The 19,374-nt window shown below is 65.0% G+C and carries 16 protein-coding genes and 2 tRNA genes; all 18 read left to right on the top strand.

The genetic code is table 11. The annotated features are described in order from the left end of the window. On the top strand, positions 1–528 hold the full coding sequence (gene nuoE, locus AC5P9P_RS06880) for an NADH-quinone oxidoreductase subunit NuoE (protein ID WP_005410460.1): 528 nt from the start codon (positions 1–3) through the stop codon (positions 526–528). Between the two features lie 4 nt (positions 529–532). Further along, positions 533–1,873, top strand: a complete 1,341-nt coding sequence (nuoF, locus tag AC5P9P_RS06875; protein ID WP_010486436.1) for an NADH-quinone oxidoreductase subunit NuoF — start codon at positions 533–535, stop codon at positions 1,871–1,873. Beyond that, positions 1,870–4,104 carry an NADH-quinone oxidoreductase subunit NuoG gene (gene nuoG, locus AC5P9P_RS06870; RefSeq protein ID WP_049453191.1) on the top strand — a complete coding sequence of 745 codons (2,235 nt, stop codon included), beginning with the start codon at positions 1,870–1,872 and terminating at the stop codon, positions 4,102–4,104. Before nuoF ends, nuoG begins: the two co-directional genes overlap by 4 nt. Further along, positions 4,101–5,195 carry an NADH-quinone oxidoreductase subunit NuoH gene (gene nuoH / locus AC5P9P_RS06865; protein ID WP_005410457.1) on the top strand — a complete coding sequence of 365 codons (1,095 nt, stop codon included), beginning with the start codon at positions 4,101–4,103 and terminating at the stop codon, positions 5,193–5,195. The genes nuoG and nuoH overlap by 4 nt, the downstream gene beginning before the upstream one ends. A 4-nt stretch (positions 5,196–5,199) precedes the next feature. Beyond that, complete coding sequence (gene nuoI, locus AC5P9P_RS06860; protein WP_005410456.1) at positions 5,200–5,688, top strand: NADH-quinone oxidoreductase subunit NuoI; 489 nt, start codon at positions 5,200–5,202, stop codon at positions 5,686–5,688. 9 nt (positions 5,689–5,697) lie between these two features. Next, positions 5,698–6,354 (top strand): NADH-quinone oxidoreductase subunit J, encoded by a 657-nt coding sequence (locus tag AC5P9P_RS06855; RefSeq protein WP_033835602.1) that lies wholly within the window; start codon positions 5,698–5,700, stop codon positions 6,352–6,354. After that, on the top strand, positions 6,351–6,656 hold the full coding sequence (gene nuoK / locus AC5P9P_RS06850) for an NADH-quinone oxidoreductase subunit NuoK (RefSeq protein WP_005410454.1): 306 nt from the start codon (positions 6,351–6,353) through the stop codon (positions 6,654–6,656). Before AC5P9P_RS06855 ends, nuoK begins: the two co-directional genes overlap by 4 nt. 7 nt (positions 6,657–6,663) lie before the next feature. Further along, positions 6,664–8,817, top strand: coding sequence for an NADH-quinone oxidoreductase subunit L (nuoL, locus tag AC5P9P_RS06845; protein ID WP_111108821.1), 2,154 nt, complete (start codon positions 6,664–6,666; stop codon positions 8,815–8,817). 23 nt (positions 8,818–8,840) lie between these two features. Next, positions 8,841–10,349 (top strand): NADH-quinone oxidoreductase subunit M, encoded by a 1,509-nt coding sequence (locus tag AC5P9P_RS06840; RefSeq protein ID WP_033835600.1) that lies wholly within the window; start codon positions 8,841–8,843, stop codon positions 10,347–10,349. Between the two features lie 15 nt (positions 10,350–10,364). Further along, entirely contained in the window at positions 10,365–11,825 is a 1,461-nt protein-coding gene (gene nuoN / locus AC5P9P_RS06835; RefSeq protein WP_005410451.1) for an NADH-quinone oxidoreductase subunit NuoN, read from the top strand. A 129-nt stretch (positions 11,826–11,954) separates the two neighbouring features. Beyond that, a tRNA-Met gene (locus tag AC5P9P_RS06830) sits at positions 11,955–12,031 on the top strand. 82 nt (positions 12,032–12,113) lie between these two features. After that, positions 12,114–12,190, top strand: a tRNA-Met gene (locus AC5P9P_RS06825). A gap of 366 nt (positions 12,191–12,556) precedes the next feature. Continuing rightward, complete coding sequence (gene rimP / locus AC5P9P_RS06820; protein ID WP_005410450.1) at positions 12,557–13,147, top strand: ribosome maturation factor RimP; 591 nt, start codon at positions 12,557–12,559, stop codon at positions 13,145–13,147. Between the two features lie 4 nt (positions 13,148–13,151). After that, complete coding sequence (gene nusA, locus AC5P9P_RS06815) at positions 13,152–14,663, top strand: transcription termination factor NusA (protein ID WP_005410449.1); 1,512 nt, start codon at positions 13,152–13,154, stop codon at positions 14,661–14,663. A 92-nt stretch (positions 14,664–14,755) separates the two neighbouring features. After that, positions 14,756–17,401, top strand: coding sequence for a translation initiation factor IF-2 (infB, locus tag AC5P9P_RS06810; RefSeq protein WP_049402312.1), 2,646 nt, complete (start codon positions 14,756–14,758; stop codon positions 17,399–17,401). A gap of 124 nt (positions 17,402–17,525) precedes the next feature. Beyond that, on the top strand, positions 17,526–17,909 hold the full coding sequence (rbfA, locus tag AC5P9P_RS06805; RefSeq protein WP_005410447.1) for a 30S ribosome-binding factor RbfA: 384 nt from the start codon (positions 17,526–17,528) through the stop codon (positions 17,907–17,909). Positions 17,910–18,016: 107 nt separating this feature from the next. Continuing rightward, positions 18,017–18,925: a tRNA pseudouridine(55) synthase TruB gene (truB, locus tag AC5P9P_RS06800; RefSeq protein ID WP_033835144.1), complete on the top strand. Its 909-nt coding sequence runs from the start codon at positions 18,017–18,019 to the stop codon at positions 18,923–18,925. Positions 18,926–19,096: 171 nt separating this feature from the next. Then, positions 19,097–19,357, top strand: coding sequence for a 30S ribosomal protein S15 (gene rpsO / locus AC5P9P_RS06795; protein WP_005410445.1), 261 nt, complete (start codon positions 19,097–19,099; stop codon positions 19,355–19,357). The last annotated feature ends 17 nt before the right edge of the window (positions 19,358–19,374 follow it).

Genomic DNA, 19,374 nt, shown 5'->3' with positions numbered 1-19,374 from the left:
ATGAAGGCGACAGGTAATTTCGAGGCGGCGCGCGACGTCGACCCGATGGTGGTGCTGAGCGACAAGACCCGCGCTCACATCGATCACTGGCTGTCCAAGTTCCCGCCGGACCGCAAGCGCTCTGCCGTGCTGCAGGGCCTGCATGCGGCCCAAGAGCAGAACCAGGGCTGGCTGACCGACGAGCTGATCGCCGGCGTGGCCAAGTACCTCGACCTGCCGCCGGTGTGGGCCTACGAGGTCGCCAGCTTCTACTCGATGTTCGAGACCGAGAAGGTGGGCCGCAACAACGTGGCCATCTGCACCAACATCAGCTGCTGGCTCAATGGCGCCGAGGACATCGTCCGCCATTGCGAGAAGAAGCTGGGCATCAAGCACGGTGAATCGACCCCGGACGGCCGCGTCTACCTCAAGCGCGAGGAAGAGTGCCTGGCCGGCTGCGGTGGCGCGCCGATGATGGTCATCAACGGTCACTACCATGAGCGTCTGACCCTGGAAAAGGTCGACGAGCTGCTGGACGGGCTGGAGTAAGGGCATGGCACATCACCACGAATCCAAGGGTCCGGTCGGTCCCGCGCCGCTGCCGCACCAGGTGGTCTACACCACCCTGCATTACGACACCCCGTGGTCGTACGAAAGCTACCTGAAGACCGGTGGCTACGCCGCCCTGCGCAAGATCCTCGAAGAGAAGATCCCGCCGGAGCAGGTCATCGAGATGGTCAAGGCCTCGGGCCTGCGCGGCCGCGGTGGCGCAGGCTTCCCGACCGGCCTGAAGTGGTCCTTCATGCCCAAGGGCAACATGCAGAAGTACATCCTCTGCAACTCGGACGAATCCGAGCCGGGCACCTGCAAGGACCGCGACATCCTGCGCTACAACCCGCATTCGGTGGTGGAAGGCATGGCGATCGCCTGCTACGCCACCGGTTCGACCGTGGGTTACAACTACCTGCGCGGTGAGTTCCACCACGAGCCGTTCGAGCACTTCGAGCAGGCCCTGGCCGACGCCTATGCGAACGGCTGGCTGGGCAAGAACATCCTCGGCAGTGGCGTGGACATCGACATCTACGGCGCGCTGGGCGCCGGCGCGTACATCTGCGGCGAAGAAACTGCGCTGATGGAATCGCTGGAGGGCAAGAAGGGCCAGCCGCGCTACAAGCCGCCGTTCCCGGCCAATTTCGGCCTGTATGGCAAGCCGTCGACGATCAACAACACCGAAACCTATGGTTCGGTGCCGGCGATCATCCGCAACGGTCCGGAGTGGTTCAAGGGCCTGAGCCTGACCGCCAACGGCGGTCCTAAGTGCTTCTCGGTGTCCGGCTGCGTGCAGAATGGCGGCAACTTCGAAGTGCCGCTCGGCACCAAATTCCACGACCTGCTGGAAATGGCCGGTGGCCTGCGTCCGGGCCGCACGCTGAAGGGCGCGATCCCGGGCGGCGTGTCGATGCCGGTGCTGACCGCGGCCGAGCTGAAGGACCTGCCGATGGACTACGACACCATCCGCGCGCTGGGCTCCGGCCTGGGTTCGGGTGCGATCGTGGTGCTGGACGACAGCGTCTGCTGCGTCAAGTTCGCCTGCCGTATCAGCCAGTTCTTCCACAAGGAATCCTGTGGCCAGTGCACCCCGTGCCGCGAGGGCACCGGCTGGATGCACCGCGTGCTGGAGCGCATCGTCGCCGGCAAGGCCACGATGGAAGACCTGCACCAGCTGAAGGCGGTGGCCGGCCAGATCGAAGGCCACACCATCTGTGCGTTCGGTGAAGCGGCTGCATGGCCCATCCAGGGCTTCCTGCGCCAGTTCTGGGACGAATTCGAGTACTACATCGTCAACGGTCATTCGATGGTTGACGGCAAGAAGGTGGAGGCAGCCGCCGCATGAGCGCGCAACCCGTAAACCCGAACGTGCCACCGGATCACGTGACCATCGAAATCGATGGCAAGTCCCTGGTCGTGCCCAAGGGTTCGATGATCATCCAGGCGGCCGACAAGGCCGGCATTTCGATTCCGCGCTTCTGCTACCACGAGAAGCTGCCGATCGCCGCCAACTGCCGCATGTGCCTGGTGGACGTGGAAAAGTCGCCGAAGCCGGCGCCGGCCTGCGCCACTCCGGTGATGGATGGCATGAAGGTCGCCACCCGCAGCGAGAAGGCACTGAAGTTCCAGCGCTCGGTGATGGAGTTCCTGCTCATCAACCACCCGCTGGACTGCCCGATCTGCGACCAAGGCGGCGAGTGCGAACTGCAGGACGTCTCGCTGGGCTATGGCCGTTCGGTCAGCCGCTTCAACGAGCGCAAGCGCGTGGTCCCGGACGAGGACATGGGCCCGCTGGTCGCCACCGAGATGACCCGCTGCATCCAGTGCACCCGCTGCGTCCGCTTCACCGCCGACGTCGCCGGTACCTACGAACTGGGTGGCATGTACCGCGGTGAGAACCTGCAGATCGGTACCTTCGACGGCAAGCCGCTGACCACCGAACTGTCCGGCAATGTCGTCGACGTCTGCCCGGTCGGCGCACTGACCAACAAGGTGTTCCAGTTCCGCGCCCGCCCGTGGGAACTGACCGCGCGCGAATCGCTGGGCTACCACGACGCGATGGGTTCGAACCTGTTCCTGCACGTGCGTCGCGGCGAAGTGCTGCGCACCGTGCCGCGCGACAACGAAGCGGTGAACGAGTGCTGGCTGTCCGACCGTGACCGCTACTCGCACCAGGGCCTGTACAGCGAAGACCGTGCGGTCAAGCCGCTGCGCAAGGTCAATGGCGAGTGGAAGGAAGTGAGCTGGGCCGAAGGCCTGGCCGCGGCCGCCGAGATCCTCAAGGCCAACCAGGGCGACAACCTGGGCGTGCTGGTGCATCCGTCCACCTCGAACGAGGAAGGCGCGCTGCTGGCCCGCCTGGCCAAGGGCCTGGGCTCGAGCAATATCGACCACCGCATCAACAACCGTGATTTCTCCGACGCTGCAACCGCCGAAGTGTTCGGCCTGCCGCTGGCCGAAATCGAAGGTGCCGATCGCATCGTCGTTCTGGGCAGCAACATCCGCCACGAACTGCCGCTGCTGCACGCCCGCCTGCGCAAGGCGCAGACCACCAAGGGCGCGAAGATCCACGTCGTCAATCCGGTCGACTTCGACTTCGCCTTCAGTATTGCCGGCAAGCAGATCGTTGCACCGTCGAAGTTCGTCGACGCGCTGGCCAACGCCGAGCTGCGTTCGGCGGTGCAGGGCGGCAACAACACCGTGCTGATCGTCGGTGGCATCGCCGAAAACCACCCGCAGGCTGCCGCCATCCGCGCCGCCGCGCGTGACTTCGCCGCCGCCACCGGTGCCAAGCTGTGCCGCATCCCGCAGGGCGCCAACGCCGTGGGCCTGACCCGCGCCGGCGTGCTGCCGGCCGGCAAGGACGTCGCCGCGATGCTGGCGCAGCCGCGCCAGGCCTACGTGGTGTACGGCCTGGAGCCGGGCCTGGATTTCGCCGATGCACCTGCCGCGCGCAAGGCGCTGGCCGGTGCCCAGGTGGTGGCCTTCAGCCAGTTCGCCTGTGCCTCGACCCGCGACGTCGCCGACGTGATCCTGCCGATCGGTGCGCTGCCGGAAATCGACGCCACCCTGACCAACCTCGATGGTCGCGAGCAGTCGGCCCGTGCCGGCGGCAAGCTGCCGGGCGAGGCCCGTGAAGGCTGGCGCGTGCTGCGCGCCCTGGGCGGCGACATGGCGCTGACCGGTTTCGACTTCACCGACCTTGCCGGCCTGCGTGCCAGCCTGGCCCCGGTGTCGGTCACCGTTGCCGCTTCGGCGCAGCCGGTGGTTGCCGGCGAAGGCCTGGAAGTGGCTTCGACCGCCGCGATCTACCGCACCGATGCGGTGGTCCGTCGCGCCCCGGCGCTGCAGTCGCATCCGCTCAACAACGCCCCGCGCATCGTGCTGAACGCTGAAGATGCCGCTCGCCTGCAGCTGCAGGAAGGGCAGATGGCCAAGGTCGGCACCGATGCCGGCAAGGCCACCCTGCCGGTGGTGGTCGACGCCCGCGTCGCTGCGGGTTCGGTCTGGATTGAATCGGGCCACGGCGCGACCGCGCCGCTGGGTGCCGCTCGCGTAACGGTGGTGGCTGCATGAACGAATTGCTGTTGAACGCGGTCGACCCGCTGCACCAGTGGCTGCTTGGCCTCGGTGACATCGGCGCGCTGATCTGGATCATCCTGAAGATCCTGGTGATCACCGTTCCGGTAATCATCTCAGTGGCCTTCTACGTGGTCTGGGAACGCAAGCTGATCGGCTGGATGCACGTCCGCCACGGCCCGATGTACGTGGGCATGGGCATCTTCCAAGCCTTTGCCGACGTCTTCAAGCTGCTGTTCAAGGAAGTGGTCCAGCCGAGCAGCGCCAACAAGGCGATCTACCTGCTGGCCCCGCTGATCACCCTGGCCCCGGCCTTCGCGGCCTGGTCGGTGGTCCCCTTCGATTCGCAGATCGTGCTGTCCAATGCCAACGCCGGCCTGCTGTACCTGCTGGCGATGACCTCGCTGGGCATCTACGGCATCATCCTGGCCGGTTGGGCGTCCAACTCGAAGTACGCGTTCCTGGGTGCCATGCGCGCCTCGGCGCAGATGATCAGCTACGAAATCGCCATGGGCTTCGCCCTGGTCGGCGTGATGATCGCCGCTGGCAGCCTGAACCTGAGCAATATCGTGATGGCGCAGGCCGGCAGCTCCGGCTTCTTCGACTGGTTCCTGCTGCCGCTGTTCCCGCTGTTCGTCATCTACTGGGTGTCGGGCGTGGCTGAAACCAACCGCGCGCCGTTCGACGTGGTGGAAGGCGAATCGGAAATCGTCGCCGGCCACATGGTCGAATACTCCGGCGGTGCCTTCGCGCTGTTCTTCCTGGCCGAATACGCGAACATGATCCTGATCAGCTTCCTGATCTCGATCTTCTTCCTCGGCGGCTGGCTGAGCCCGGTCCAGGGCTGGGTCAACTTCGGCGATGTCTCGCCGCTGGTCGACTGGATCTGGAAGGGCGGCGCACCGTGGCTGTTCGTCAAGGTGTTCTTCTTCGCCAGTGCCTACATCTGGTTCCGTGCCAGCTTCCCGCGCTTCCGCTACGACCAGATCATGCGCCTGGGCTGGAAGGTCTTCATCCCGCTGGCCATTCTGTGGATCGCGGTTACCGCCGTCATGGTGTTCTTCGGCGTGATTCAAAAGGGCGTCTAAAGTGATGAACAGGATTACCCATTACTTCAAGAGCCTGCTGCTGCTCGAACTGCTGGCGGGCCTCTGGCTGACGCTGAAGTACAGCTTCAAGCCGAAGTACACGATGATGTACCCGATGGAGAAGTTCCCGCAGTCGCCGCGCTTCCGTGGCCTGCACGCGCTGCGCCGCTACCCTAACGGCGAAGAGCGCTGCATTGCCTGCAAGCTGTGCGAAGCGGTGTGCCCGGCCCTGGCCATCACCATCGATTCGGCCAAGCGCGAGGACGGCACCCGCCGCACCACCCGCTACGACATCGACCTGTTCAAGTGCATCTTCTGCGGCTTCTGCGAAGAAAGCTGCCCGGTGGACTCGATCGTCGAAACCCACATCCTCGAGTACCACTTCGAGAACCGTGGCGAAAACATCGTTACCAAGCCGCAGCTGCTGGCCCTTGGCGATCGTCTCGAAAACGAGATCGCCGAGCGTCGTGCCGCCGATGCCGCTTACCGCTGAGGTCGAGAGATGGATTGGGTAAATATCGCTTTCTGGGTGTTCGCCATCGCGGCAACGGTTTCGGCCGGTGCGGTGATCAGCGTGCGCAACCCGGTGCATGCAGTGCTGTGCCTGGTGCTGACCTTCTTCTCCATTGCCTGCGTGTGGCTGCTGGTGGGCGCCGAGTTCCTCGGCGTGGCGCTGGTGCTGGTCTACGTCGGCGCGGTGATGGTGCTGTTCCTGTTCGTGGTGATGATGCTGGACATCGACCCCAGCAAGATGCGTGAAGGCTGGGTGCGTTACCTGCCGGTCGGCCTGATCGTGGCAGTGGCGATGCTGGTGCAGATGCTGATCCTGATCGGCGTGAAGGGCAGGGCGGTCGCTCCGTTCCCGGCCGACAACGCCGCTGCGGTCGCTGCCGACAGCTCCAACGTCACCTGGCTGGCGCGCACGCTGTTCACCGAATACCTGCTGCCGTTCGAGTTCGCCGCCGTCATCCTGACCGTGGCCGTGGTCGCCGCCGTGATGCTGACCCTGCGTCGCCGTACCGGCGTGAAGAGCCAGAACCCGGGTGAGCAGACCATGGTCAAGGCCGGCCAGCGCCTGCGCATGGTCAAGATGGGCGCCGAAGCACCGGTCGTGCACAGCAACAGCAAGCCGGCCACCGGCGAGGAGACCCAGCCGTGATTACCCTTGGCCACATGCTTGCGCTTGGCGCGGTGCTGTTCGCCATCAGCCTGGCCGGCATCTTCCTCAACCGGAAGAACGTCATCGTCCTGCTGATGTCGATCGAGCTGATGCTGCTGTCGGTGAACATCAATTTCGTCGGCTTCTCGCGTCAGCTGGGCGATCCGTCCGGCCAGCTGTTCGTGTTCTTCATCCTGACCGTCGCCGCCGCGGAAGCCGCCATCGGCCTGGCGATCCTGGTGACCCTGTTCCGTACCCGCCGCACGATCAATGTCGGCGAAGTCGATTCGTTGAAGGGCTGATCCACAGATGGAAATCACTCTCTCCAAGAGTCTGTTGATCGCAGTGGTGCTTGCACCGCTGTTCGGCAGCATCATCGCCGGCCTGTTCGGTCGCCAGGTCAAGCGCTTCGGCGCGCAGACCATCACCATCCTCGGCGTCGCGGTAGCCTGCGGCCTGTCGATGTACACGTTCTACCAGCTGATGTGGGGCGGCGCGCAGCCGTTCAACCAGAACATCTACACGTTCTTCGAAGTCGGCCAGTATTCGGCGCACGTCGGCTTCATGGTCGACAAGCTGACCGCGATGATGATGGTGGTGGTGACCTTCGTGTCGCTGCTGGTCCACATCTACACGATCGGCTACATGCAGGACGACCCGGGCTACCAGCGGTTCTTCAGCTACATCTCGCTGTTCACCTTCTCGATGCTCACCCTGGTGATGAGCAACAACTTCCTGCAGCTGTTCTTCGGCTGGGAAGCGGTGGGCCTGGTGTCGTACCTGCTGATCGGCTTCTGGTTCAAGCGCCCGACCGCGATCTTCGCCAACATGAAGGCGTTCCTGGTCAACCGCGTCGGTGACTTCGGCTTCCTGCTGGGCATCGCTGGCGTGCTGTGGGTGTTCGGCACCCTGGACTACTCGCAGGTGTTCTCGCAGGCCGGCATGCTGGCTGACCCGCGCGCCCAGCTGCAGATCTGGGACGGCACGATCCTGGGCATGCAGCTGCTGAACGAGCCGGTGATCTGGTCGATCGCCACCGTCATCTGCATCTGCCTGTTCATCGGCGCCATGGGCAAGTCGGCCCAGGTCCCGCTGCACGTGTGGCTGCCGGACTCGATGGAAGGCCCGACCCCGATCTCGGCACTGATCCACGCCGCGACGATGGTGACCGCCGGTATCTTCATGGTCACCCGCATGTCGCCGCTGTTCGAGCTGTCGCAGACGGCGCTGAACTTCGTGCTGTTCATCGGTGCCACCACCGCGTTCTTCACCGGCCTGATCGGCATCGTGCAGAACGACATCAAGCGCGTCGTCGCGTACTCCACGCTGTCGCAGCTGGGCTACATGACCGTCGCCCTGGGCGTGTCGGCCTACTCGGCCGCCGTGTTCCACCTGATGACCCACGCCTTCTTCAAGGCCCTGCTGTTCCTGGGCGCCGGCTCGGTCATCATCGCGATGCACCACGAGCAGGACATGCGCAAGATGGGCGGCCTGCGCAAGTACATGCCGATCACCTTCATCACCATGTGGATCGGTACGCTGGCCCTGGTTGGTACGCCGTTCTTCTCCGGCTTCTACTCGAAGGACACCATCATCGAGGCGGCCGAGATCCACGCCCACATGCAGAACAGCTGGGTGGCCACCTATGGCTACTGGGCCGTGCTGGGTGGCGTGCTGGTGACCAGCTTCTACAGCTTCCGTCTGCTGTTCATGACCTTCCACGGCAAGGAGCGTTTCCGCGACGCGCACGACGATCATGGCCACGGCCATGACGATCACCACGCCGCCGATGCCCACCATGGCGATGCCCATGACGACCACGGCCACGGTCCGCATGAACCGCATGAAACCCCGTGGGTGGTGACCCTGCCGCTGATCCTGCTGGCCATCCCGTCGATCGCCATTGGTTTCTTCAGCATCGGTCCGATGCTGCACGGCACCGACTGGGCCGGCCACCATGCGCACGAGGCGATCAAGGGCCAGGCACAGACGTTCTTCACCGGCATCGTCGACTTCTACGATCCGGCCAAGAACACCGTCGCGTTCCTGGGTGAAGAGTTCCATGGCCCGGTGGCGTTCGCGCTGCACGGCATGATGCTGCCGCCGTTCTGGCTGACCCTGGCGGGCTTCCTGCTGGCTGCGCTGTTCTACCTGTGGAAGCCGGACCTCTCGGGCAAGGCGCGCAAGACCTTCGCCCCGATCGTCTCGGTGCTGGAAAACAAGTACGGCTTCGACAAGCTGTGGATCGATGGCTTTGCCGGTGGCAGCGTCAAGCTGGGCAAGGTCTCGCGCTGGATCGACAGCAACATCGTCGACGGCGTGGTCAATCTTTCGGCACGTGTTGTGGACGTTGCAGCCGGCGTGCTGCGTCGTACCCAATCCGGTTTCCTCTATCACTACGCCTTCGCGATGATCATCGGCCTGATTGCCCTGCTGGGCGTGCTGATGCATTACCTGCGTTGATGACCTGTACGGAATAAGAAGACGTGTCGAACTGGCCTCTACTCAGTGTCCTCATCTGGCTGCCGATCATCGGTGGCGCCCTGATCCTTGCGATCCGTGATGCACAGACTGCCCGCTGGGCGTCGCTGGGCGTCGCGGTGCTCACCTTCGTTGCAAGCCTCTCGCTGCTGGGCGGCTACAACGCGGGCATCGACGGCCTGCAGTTCGTCGAGACCCATGCCTGGATCCCGGCGTACAAGATCGGCTACAACCTGGGCGTGGACGGCATTGCCGTGGCGCTGATCCTGCTGACCACCCTGGTCAGCGTGCTTGCCCTGATCGGCGCCTGGAGCGCCATCGACAAGCGCGTCAACCAGTACGTGGCGGCCTTCCTGATCCTGGAAGGCGTCACCGTCGGCATCTTCGCCGCGACGGACGCGATGCTGTTCTACGTGTTCTTCGAAGCCATGCTGATCCCGATGTTCCTGATCATCGGTGTCTGGGGTGGCCCGCGCCGCATCTACGCAGCACTGAAGTTCTTCCTGTACACCTTCCTCGGCTCGGTGCTGATGCTGGTGGCGCTGATCTACCTGTACATGAAGGGCGGCAGCTTCCAGCTGGCCGACCTGTACGCGCTGCCGCTGTCGGCCAAGGAACAGACCTGGATCTTCTTTGCCTTCCTGATCGCCTTCGCGGTCAAGGTGCCGATGTTCCCGGTCCACACCTGGCTGCCGGACGCCCACGTGGAAGCGCCGACCGCCGGTTCGGTGATCCTGGCCGCCATCGCCCTGAAGATCGGTGGCTACGGCTTCCTGCGCTTCAACCTGCCGATCGTCCCGGACGCGTCGCAGGAATGGGCCTGGCTGGTGATCGCGCTGTCGCTGATCGCGGTGATCTACGTCGGCCTGGTCGCCCTGGTGCAGGACGACATGAAGAAGCTGATCGCCTATTCGTCGATCGCGCACATGGGCTTCGTCACCCTGGGCACCTTCATCGCCCTGTGGCTGGTGCGTGAAGCCGGCAACGCCGATGCTGCCCGCCTGGGCCTGCAGGGCGCCATGGTGCAGATGATCTCGCACGGCTTCGTGTCCGGTGCGATGTTCTCCTGTGTCGGCGTGCTGTACGACCGCATGCACAGCCGCCGCATCGCCGATTACGGCGGCGTGGTCAACGTGATGCCGTGGTTCGCCACCTTCGCCATGCTGTTCTTCATGGCCAATGCGGGCCTGCCGGGCACCAGCGGTTTCGTCGGCGAGTTCATGGTCATCCTGTCGGCCTTCCAGCGTAATCCGTGGATCGCACTGGGCGCGGCCACCACCCTGATCATCGGCGCCGCCTACACCCTGTGGCTGTACAAGCGCATCTTCTTCGGCGAAGTGGCCAACAGCCACGTGGCCGAACTGAAGGACATCAACGGCCGCGAATGGCTGGTGCTGGGCGTGTTCGCCATCGGCGTGCTGGCCCTGGGCATCTACCCCAAGCCGCTGACCGACCTGATGGAGCCCTCGATCGCGAAGCTGGCGATGCAGATCGCATCCAGCAAGCTGCTGTAATTCCAGGATTTGATGATGACCACCTCGCCGCTGCTGCCATTGACCGCCGCTGACCTGCCACCGCTCGCTCCCGAGCTGGTGCTGATCGGCAGCGCCTTCGCCCTGATGATCCTCGACCTGTTCGTCAGCAACCGGAACAAGATCGTCACCCACCTGTTCTCGCTCGCTGCGCTGGCCGTGGTGCTGTTCATGCTGGCCACCGGCGTGGGCGGGCAGGGCGAGGTCTTCCATGGCATGTTCGTGCGCGATACTGCCGCGGACGTGATGAAGACCGGGATCGTGCTGCTCAGCGGCCTGACCCTGGTCTACGGCTGGCGCTACCTGCGTGACCGCAACCTGTTCCAGGGCGAGATCCCGGTGCTGATCCTGTTCGGCACCGCCGGCATGATGATCCTGGTCTCGGCCGGCAGCCTGCTGATGGTCTACCTGGGCCTGGAGCTGCTGGCGCTGTGCTCCTACGCACTGGTTGCCAGTAACCGTGAGAACGGTCTGGCCTCGGAAGCAGCGATGAAGTACATCGTGCTGGGTTCGCTGGCCTCGGGCCTGCTGCTGTACGGCATGTCTCTGATCTACGGCGCCACCGGCAGCCTGCACCTGGACGTCATCCGTGACGCCATCCCGCACTCGGAAGAGCGCGTGCTGCTGATCACCGGTGCGGTGTTCATGATCGCCGGCGTCGCCTTCAAGCTGGGCGCCGCACCGTTCCACATGTGGCTGCCGGACGTGTACCAGGGTGCCCCGGCACCGATCGCACTGTTCATCAGCTCGGCGCCGAAGCTGGCCGCCTTCGGCATGGCCTACCGCCTGCTGGAAATGGGCGTGGGTCCGCTGTCGACTGAACTGCAGCTGCTGATCGCCGGCCTGGCCGCGGTCTCGCTGGTCATCGGCAACCTGATGGCCATCGCGCAGAGCAACCTCAAGCGCATGCTGGCGTTCTCCACCGTCTCGCACATCGGCTTCCTGCTGATGGGTATCGCCGGTGGTGGCGCGCAGGGCTATGCCGCCGCGCTGTTCTACGCACTGGCCTACGCCATCATGTCCACCGCCGCCTTCGGCGCGATCATCGCGCTGTCGCGTGCCGGTTTCGAAGCCGAGAACATCGAGGACTTCAAGGGCCTCAATGCCCGCAACCCGTGGATGGCCGGCCTGGTGCTGTGCATCATGGCGTCGCTGGCCGGCATTCCGCCGTTCCTGGGCTTCTGGACCAAGCTGGCGGTGCTGGGCGCGGCCGTCAACGGGGGCCTGCTGTGGCTGGCCATCCTCGGCGTGCTGTGTGCCGTGGTCGGCTGCTTCTACTACCTGCGCGTCATCAAGGTCATGTACTTCGATGAGCCGGTGGGCGAGGCCATGCCGCGCAGCAACGACCGCGTGCTGGGCCTGGTGCTGGGCGTGAACGCGCTGGCGCTGCTGGCGCTGGGCCTGGCCTGGAACCCGATCATGGTCTGGTGCCAGCAGGCATTTGCGCATCTTGCATAAAAGTTGACACAAAGCTGCGCGATTCGTGTAATATGCGCAGCCTGAGTTGTCACTGCAGCGGTTCAGCCAGAACATCGTTGCGGTCGCCCTCCTCGAAAGAGAGCAGGGCAGCAGTTCAAACACTACCGGTGCGGGGTGGAGCAGTCTGGCAGCTCGTCGGGCTCATAACCCGAAGGTCGCAGGTTCAAATCCTGCCCCCGCTACCAACTTCAGATCGGCGCCAACCGGTTTGATGAATGAGGGAAAGCTTGCATTTTTTGGAGCCAACGCTCATAATTCCGCTTCTGATGCGGGGTGGAGCAGTCTGGCAGCTCGTCGGGCTCATAACCCGAAGGTCGCAGGTTCAAATCCTGCCCCCGCTACCAAGTAAAGAGATCGCCTTCGAAGTCCTGCTTCGAAGGCGTTTTTCTTTGGGTGGCTGCGTCGTTTCTGCGTGATCGGGGTCAGCTCCCTTTTCCGCGGGAAAGGGATCTGACCCCGGGCCCGCACCTTGCACCAGCGCGGTGCAGCCGCTATCATCAGCGGCCTAGCAGTACCCCTGAAGGCGGCCTCCCGGCGGGAGTCCGGACCCGGAAGGAGGGCCGCAACCGGCAGGCACTGCAGGTTGCAACCGGAATCCAGTCACCGGAGTCTTTCCGGAAAAGGGGCCCAGCGGGCCCTTTGTCGTTTCCGGGGCGTCATGTTTTCACGCCGGCCAAGGCCGGCACCCAACCAAGAGATCAAGGCAGGCTGTGAGCGACAAGGCAACCGACATCGCGAATCTGCTCGCCCCGACCGTTGTGTCGCTGGGCCTGGAGCTGCTGGGCGTTGAGTATCTGCCGGCCCCCGGCGGTGCGACCCTGCGCCTTTACATCGACGTGCCGCTGGCTGAACAGCCCGAGCGCATCATCAATGTCGACGACTGCGAGCGGGTCAGCCGCGAAGTGTCGGCGCAGCTGGACGTCGAAGACCCGATCAGCGGCAATTACACGCTGGAAGTGTCCTCGCCGGGCGTGGATCGCCCGCTGTTCAACCTGGAGCAGTTCGCTCGCCACCAGGGTGAATCGGCCAAGGTCACGCTGAAGCTGCCGCAGGACAACCGTCGTCGCCTGCAGGGCCGTATCGAAGCGACCGACGAGGCCGCAGGCACCATCACCTTCATCGTCGACAAGACCGAAGTGGTGGTGTCGGCCGACAACATCGACAAGGCACGGATCATGCCCGACTGGGTGGCGCTGGGGCTGGCCCCGAGCAAGCCGACCGGTCCGGCGCCGAAGCGTCCGAAGCCGAACACGAATTCTTCTTCCAACGAGCCGGCGGCAAAGAAGCCGCGCGCGGAGTGAGCCAATGAGCAAGGAACTGTTGCTGGTAGTCGACGCGGTCGCCAACGAGAAGGGCGTGCCGCGTGAAGTGATCTTCGATGCCATCGAGGCCGCCCTGGCCTCGGCAGCGAAGAAGCGCTATCCCGACGAGGAAGTGCTGACCCGCGTGGTCATCGACCACAAGGATGGCAGCTACGAAACCTTCCGCCGCTGGGAAGTGGTGGCCGACGACGTGGTCATGGAATCGCCGGACCGCCAGATCCGCCTGATGGACGCCGTCGACGAGGCCGAAGGCGTGGACGTCGGCGACTACATCGAAGAGCAGATCGAGAACCCGGACTTCGGCCGCATCGCCGCCCAGGCCGCCAAGCAGGTCATCGTCCAGCGTGTGCGCGAAGCCGAGCGCCAGCAGGTCGTGGATGCGTGGAAGGATCGCGTCGGCGAACTGATCACCGGTGTGGTCAAGCGCGCCGAGCGCGGCAACATCTATGTCGACCTCGGTGGCAATGCCGAAGGCTTCATTCCGAAGGACAAGGGCATTCCGCGCGACGTGCTGCGCGCCGGTGACCGCGTGCGCGGCTACCTGGCCGAAGTCCGTTCGGAACCCCGTGGCCCGCAGCTGTTCATCAGCCGCGCCGCCCCGGAATTCATGATCGAGTTGTTCAAGCTGGAAGTGCCGGAAGTCGGCCAGGGCCTGGTGGAAATCAAGGCCTGCGCACGTGATCCGGGCGACCGCGCCAAGATCGCCGTGCTCGCCCACGACCAGCGCACCGATCCGATCGGTGCCTGCATCGGCATGCGCGGTTCGCGCGTGCAGGCCGTGTCCAACGAGCTCAATGGCGAGCGAGTGGACATCGTGCTGTGGAACGACAACCCCGCCAACTTCGTCATCAACGCGATGGCGCCGGCCGAAGTGCAGTCGATCATCGTCGATGAAGACAAGCACTCGATGGACCTGGCCGTTGCCGAAGATCGCCTGGCCCAGGCGATCGGCAAGGGCGGCCAGAACGTGCGCCTGGCCAGCCGCCTGACCGGCTGGCAGCTCAACGTGATGACCCAGGACCAGGTCACCGCCAAGTCGGAGGCCGAGCAGGCTTCGGCCCGCCAGCTGTTCATGGACAAGCTGGAAGTGGACGAGGAAATCGCCGGCATCCTGGTCAGCGAAGGCTTCGGCACCGTCGAGGAAATCGCATATGTCCCGGTCGGCGAACTGCTGGCCGTGGAAGGTTTCGACGAAGACATCGTCGAAGAGCTGCGCGCTCGTGCCCGCGATGCGCTGCTCAATGAGGCCCTGGCAGTCGAAGAAGGCCTTGAAGACGGCCAGCCGGCGCAGGACCTGCTGTCCCTGAAGGGCATGGACGAAGCCACCGCATATGCGCTGGCCGGCCACGGCGTGCGTACCAGCGAGGACCTGTCCGACCTGGCCGCCGACGAGGTCATGGACTTCGGCATCGAAGGACTGGATCAGGCGCGCGCCGCTGCGCTGATCCTGGCCGCCCGTGCCGAAGAGATCGCCCGACTGGAACGCGGCGAATGAGCCGGCAATGAACAGGGCCCTGAGCCGCTCAGGGCGTAGAATCCGCGCCACCTCCAGATGCGGGGGGGCGCCCACAAGATCATAGGATCCGAATGTCGCAGCAAACCACCATCCGCAAGCTTGCCGAACTGGTCAACACGCCGGTCGAAAAACTGCTGGAACAGCTGGCCGGTGCCGGCATGAAGTTCAGCGGTCCCGACCAGGTCGTGACCAGCTCCGAGAAGGTGAAGCTCCTGGGCTTCCTTCGTCGTTCGCACGGCAAGCCCGAGCAGGCCCCGGAAGAGAGCGATCAGTCTGCAAAGAAGATCACGCTCAACCGCCGGAAGCAGCAGGAAGTGACGGTCAATTCCGGTCGCAGCAAGACGACCGTGAATGTCGAGGTGCGCCAGAAGCGCACCTACGTCAAGGATGGTGCGCGCGCCATGACGCCGGACGAAGAGCGCGCCGACATCCTGCGCAAGCTGGAAGAGTCGCGCGCCCGCAACCTCGCCGAACAGCAGGCCCTGGCCGAGAAGGATCGTCTGCGCGACGAAGCCATCGTCCGTGCCCGTGAGGAAGAGATTGCGGCCAAGGAACGCGCAGAGGCCGAGAAGAAGGCTGCCGAGGAAGCTGCGGCCGCCGCCAAGGCTGCCGAGGCACTGGCGGCCACCAAGCCCAAGCGCGCTCCGATCGATGAAACCGCGCCGCGTCCGCCGCGCACGCCGGCCGCCGCTCCGGCTGCGCCGCGCAGTGCGCCGCCGCCGCCGCGCAACGACGACCGCAACAACCGCAGCGCGTCGCGCAACGAGCGTGGCCCGGGCGACCGTTTCGCCGGCCAAATGCACCTGTCGGCTGCCGACCGTGCGCGTCGTGGCAACAGCAACAACAGCAACACCCGTGGTCGGCCGGGTGGCCGTAACCAGGCCGGTGGCCGTCGCGACATGTCGCGCGGTGGCAACAATGCCGGCCCGCACGCCTTCGAGCGTCCGACCGCGCCGGTGGTGCGTGAAGTGGCGATCGGCGACACGATCACCGTGGCCGACCTGGCGCAGAAGCTCGCGCTGAAGGGCGGCGAGGTGGTCAAGGCGCTGTTCAAGATGGGCGTGATGGCCACCATCACCCAGTCCATCGACCACGACACCGCCGCGCTGGTGACCGAAGAACTCGGCCACAAGGCGATCCGTGCCAACGACAACGACGCCGAGGACGCACTGCTGGCCTCGACCGGTGAAAACCAGGGCGAAGCCACCCAGCGTCCACCGGTGGTCACCATCATGGGCCACGTCGATCACGGCAAGACCTCGCTGCTGGATTACATCCGCCGCACCAAGGTCGCCACCGGCGAAGCCGGCGGCATCACCCAGCACATCGGTGCCTACCACGTGGATACGCCGAAGGGCGTGATCAGCTTCCTGGATACCCCGGGCCATGCTGCCTTCACCTCGATGCGTGCCCGCGGCGCCAAGCTGACCGATATCGTGGTGCTGGTCGTGGCCGCCGATGACGGCGTCATGCCGCAGACCAAGGAAGCGATCCAGCACGCCCGTTCGGCGGGTGTGCCGCTGATCGTGGCGATCAACAAGATCGACAAGTCCGACGCCGACCCGATGCGGGTCAAGAACGAACTGCTGTCCGAGCAGGTCGTGGCCGAAGATTTCGGTGGTGACACCCAGATGGTGGAGATCTCGGCCAAGACCGGCCTGGGCATCGACGATCTGCTGGACGCCATCTCGATCCAGGCCGAACTGCTGGAACTGAAGGCCGTCGACGAAGGCCGCGCCTCGGGCGTGGTGATCGAATCGTCGCTGGACAAGGGCCGCGGCCCGGTCGCTACGGTGCTGGTGCAGCAGGGCCGCCTGAAGAAGGGCGACTACCTGGTGTGCGGCATCCAGTACGGCCGCGTGCGTGCACTGTTCGATGAAACCGGCAAGCAGCCGGAATTCGCCGGCCCGTCCATCCCGGTGCAGGTCCTGGGCCTGTCCGGCGTGCCGGAAGCCGGTGACGACTTCGTGGTGGTCGAGGACGAGCGCCTGGCCAAGGACGTTGCCCAGCAGCGTGAGACCAAGCGCCGTGAATCGCGCCTGGTCGCCACCGCCGGCAGCCGCATGGAAGACATCATGGCGACCCTGGGCAAGGGCGAGGGCCAGCAGGTCCTCAACCTGGTCATCAAGGCCGACGTGCAGGGTTCGGTGCAGGCCCTCAGCCAGGCGCTGGTGGCGCTGTCCAACGAAGACATCCGCATCAACGTGATCCACTCCGGCGTGGGCGGCATCACCGAATCGGACGCCAACTCGGCGGCCGCTTCGAAGGCCACCGTCATCGGCTTCAACGTGCGTGCGGATGCTTCGGCCCGTCGCATCATCGAATCCAACGGCGTGGACCTTCGCTACTTCTCGATCATCTATGACGTGATCGATCAGGTGAAGCAGGTGGCCTCCGGTCTGCTGGGCGTGGAGATCCGCGAAGAGATCATCGGTATCGCCGAGGTCCGCGACGTGTTCCGCAGCTCCAAGCTGGGCGCCGTTGCCGGCTCGATGGTCATCGAGGGCGTGGTCAGGCGCAACAAGCCGATCCGCGTGCTGCGCGACAGCGTGGTGATCTTCGAGGGCGAGCTGGAATCGCTGCGTCGCTTCAAGGAGAACGTCGAGGAAGTCCGCAACGGTACCGAGTGCGGTATCGCGGTGAAGGCTTACAACGACGTCAAGCCGGGTGACCAGATCGAGTGCTTCGAGCGTATCGAAGTGCCGCGCACCCTGTAATGCTGCACTGGACCGCCCCTCACGGGTCGGTCCGCCCCCTGGTGGGGCCCGACCTTGGTCGGGCCGCTCCTCCTGGTAGGACCCGACCTTGGTCGGGTCACATTCAAATCGAGAGCCCGACCGCGTGCCCAAGACTTTCCATCGAACCGACCGTGTCTCCGCCCAGTTGCGCCGTGAACTCGGCACCCTGGTGCACAACGCCGTGCGCGAGCATGGGTTGCCCTCGGTGAGCGTGTCCGACGTGGAAATCACCCGCGACATGGCCCATGCCAAGGTGTTCGTCACCGCGCTGATGCCGGAACGTTCGGCCGAAGCCGTGGCCGGCCTGAAGGAGCTGGGCTACCGCCTGCGCATGGACCTGGCACGCGCGATGAAGCTGCGCCACGTGCCGGAGCTGCATTTCCACTACGACGACTCGGTCGACCGTGGTGAGCACATCGACAACATCCTGCGCGACCTGCCCGATACGCTGGCCGCGGAGAAGCGTCGCGAGAGCGACGAAGAATAACCGCGTGGCGCCGGGCATGCCCGGCGTTGTTGCATTCCGGCTGCGCGATGTCTGATGCAGACCGCGCTGCGGCAGTCGAGCATGGCTCGACCCTACAAAATTCTGCCATGACCCGAATTCAGTTCCGCCGCCTGGATGGCATCCTGCTGCTCGACAAGTCGACCGGCATGAGTTCCAACGCCGCCCTGCAGGTAGCCCGCCGCCTGTTCCGCGCCGAGAAAGGGGGGCACACCGGCAGCCTTGACCCGCTGGCCACCGGCCTGCTGCCGCTGTGCTTCGGCGAGGCAACCAAGATCGCCGGCCTGCTGCTCGGCTCGGCCAAGGCCTACGACGCCGAGATCGTGCTGGGCCAGACCACCGATACTGACGATGCCGAAGGCCAGGTGCTGCTGCAGCGCCCGGTGCCGGCCATCAGTGCCGAAGCGCTGCAGGCCGCACTGGCGGGGCTGACCGGCAACATCCGCCAGCGTGCCCCGATCTATTCGGCGCTGAAGCAGGGCGGTGAGCCGCTGTATGTGAAGGCCCGCCGCGGCGATGTCATCGAAGCGCCCGAACGCGAGGTGCAGGTACATGCCATCGAGGTGCTGGAGCAGCAGCCGGAACGGTTGCGGCTGCGCGTGACCTGCGGCTCCGGCACCTACATCCGCAGCCTGGCCCGCGACCTGGGCGAGACGCTGGGCTGTGGTGCCCACATCAGCGCACTGCGCCGGCTCTGGGTCGAGCCGTTCCGTGAGCCGGTAATGGTCACCCTGGACCAGCTGCGGGCGATGGTCGAGGCGGGTGACGAGGCGGGCATGGACGCGCTGCTGCTGCCGCTGGCGGCCGGCCTGGCCGAGTACCCGCGGGTCGACCTGGATGCCGACCAGGCCCACCGCTTCTGCGTCGGCCAGCGCCAGCGCGATCTGTCCTGGCCGCGTGGCCTGGTGGCGGTGTTTGGTCCGGACGACGCTGTCCAGGGCCTGGGCCAGGTCGACGAAAGCGGCCTGCTGGCCCCGCAGCGTCGTTTCAACCTCTGACGGGCCCGGGCGGTTCAGCCCCGGTCCTTGTCCCGGAAGCCCCCGACCGTTACAATTTCGCGGCCGTTTTCCGGCAGCCTGCCTGGCGCAGGTTTCATCCTCGTAGTCCACGGCGAGCCTGGCGGTGCGCGAAGCGCGTTCCTGCCGGCCACGCATCACAGAGAAAAAGAAATGTCGATCGACACCCAGAAGGTCATTGAAGACAACAAGCGCAGCTCGGCTGACACCGGCTCCCCGGAAGTCCAGGTTGCGCTGCTGACCGCCCGCATCGAACTGCTGACCGGCCACTTCAAGACCCACAAGAAGGACCACCACAGCCGCCGCGGCCTGCTGCAGATGGTCAACCGCCGTCGCAGCCTGCTCGACTACCTGAAGAAGAAGGACGTCGAGCGCTACAAGGCCCTGATCGAGAAGCTTGGCCTGCGTCGCTAAGCAACGAATCCCCCGCG

Source organism: Stenotrophomonas sp. YJH_SMC_14-1, from assembly GCF_059372275.1.
Note: the sequence above shows the minus strand (reverse complement) of the source record. Positions and strands in the feature narration are given on the sequence as shown.

Coding starts and splice junctions, on each gene's coding strand:
- truB (WP_033835144.1), top strand. CDS start 18,017: ATGACCCGAATTCAGTTCCGCCGCCTGGATGGCATCCTGCTGCTCGAC.
- nuoN (WP_005410451.1), top strand. CDS start 10,365: ATGACCACCTCGCCGCTGCTGCCATTGACCGCCGCTGACCTGCCACCG.
- nuoH (WP_005410457.1), top strand. CDS start 4,101: ATGAACGAATTGCTGTTGAACGCGGTCGACCCGCTGCACCAGTGGCTG.
- rpsO (WP_005410445.1), top strand. CDS start 19,097: ATGTCGATCGACACCCAGAAGGTCATTGAAGACAACAAGCGCAGCTCG.
- nuoF (WP_010486436.1), top strand. CDS start 533: ATGGCACATCACCACGAATCCAAGGGTCCGGTCGGTCCCGCGCCGCTG.
- nuoL (WP_111108821.1), top strand. CDS start 6,664: ATGGAAATCACTCTCTCCAAGAGTCTGTTGATCGCAGTGGTGCTTGCA.
- nuoI (WP_005410456.1), top strand. CDS start 5,200: ATGAACAGGATTACCCATTACTTCAAGAGCCTGCTGCTGCTCGAACTG.
- nuoG (WP_049453191.1), top strand. CDS start 1,870: ATGAGCGCGCAACCCGTAAACCCGAACGTGCCACCGGATCACGTGACC.
- AC5P9P_RS06855 (WP_033835602.1), top strand. CDS start 5,698: ATGGATTGGGTAAATATCGCTTTCTGGGTGTTCGCCATCGCGGCAACG.
- infB (WP_049402312.1), top strand. CDS start 14,756: ATGTCGCAGCAAACCACCATCCGCAAGCTTGCCGAACTGGTCAACACG.
- nusA (WP_005410449.1), top strand. CDS start 13,152: ATGAGCAAGGAACTGTTGCTGGTAGTCGACGCGGTCGCCAACGAGAAG.
- nuoE (WP_005410460.1), top strand. CDS start 1: ATGAAGGCGACAGGTAATTTCGAGGCGGCGCGCGACGTCGACCCGATG.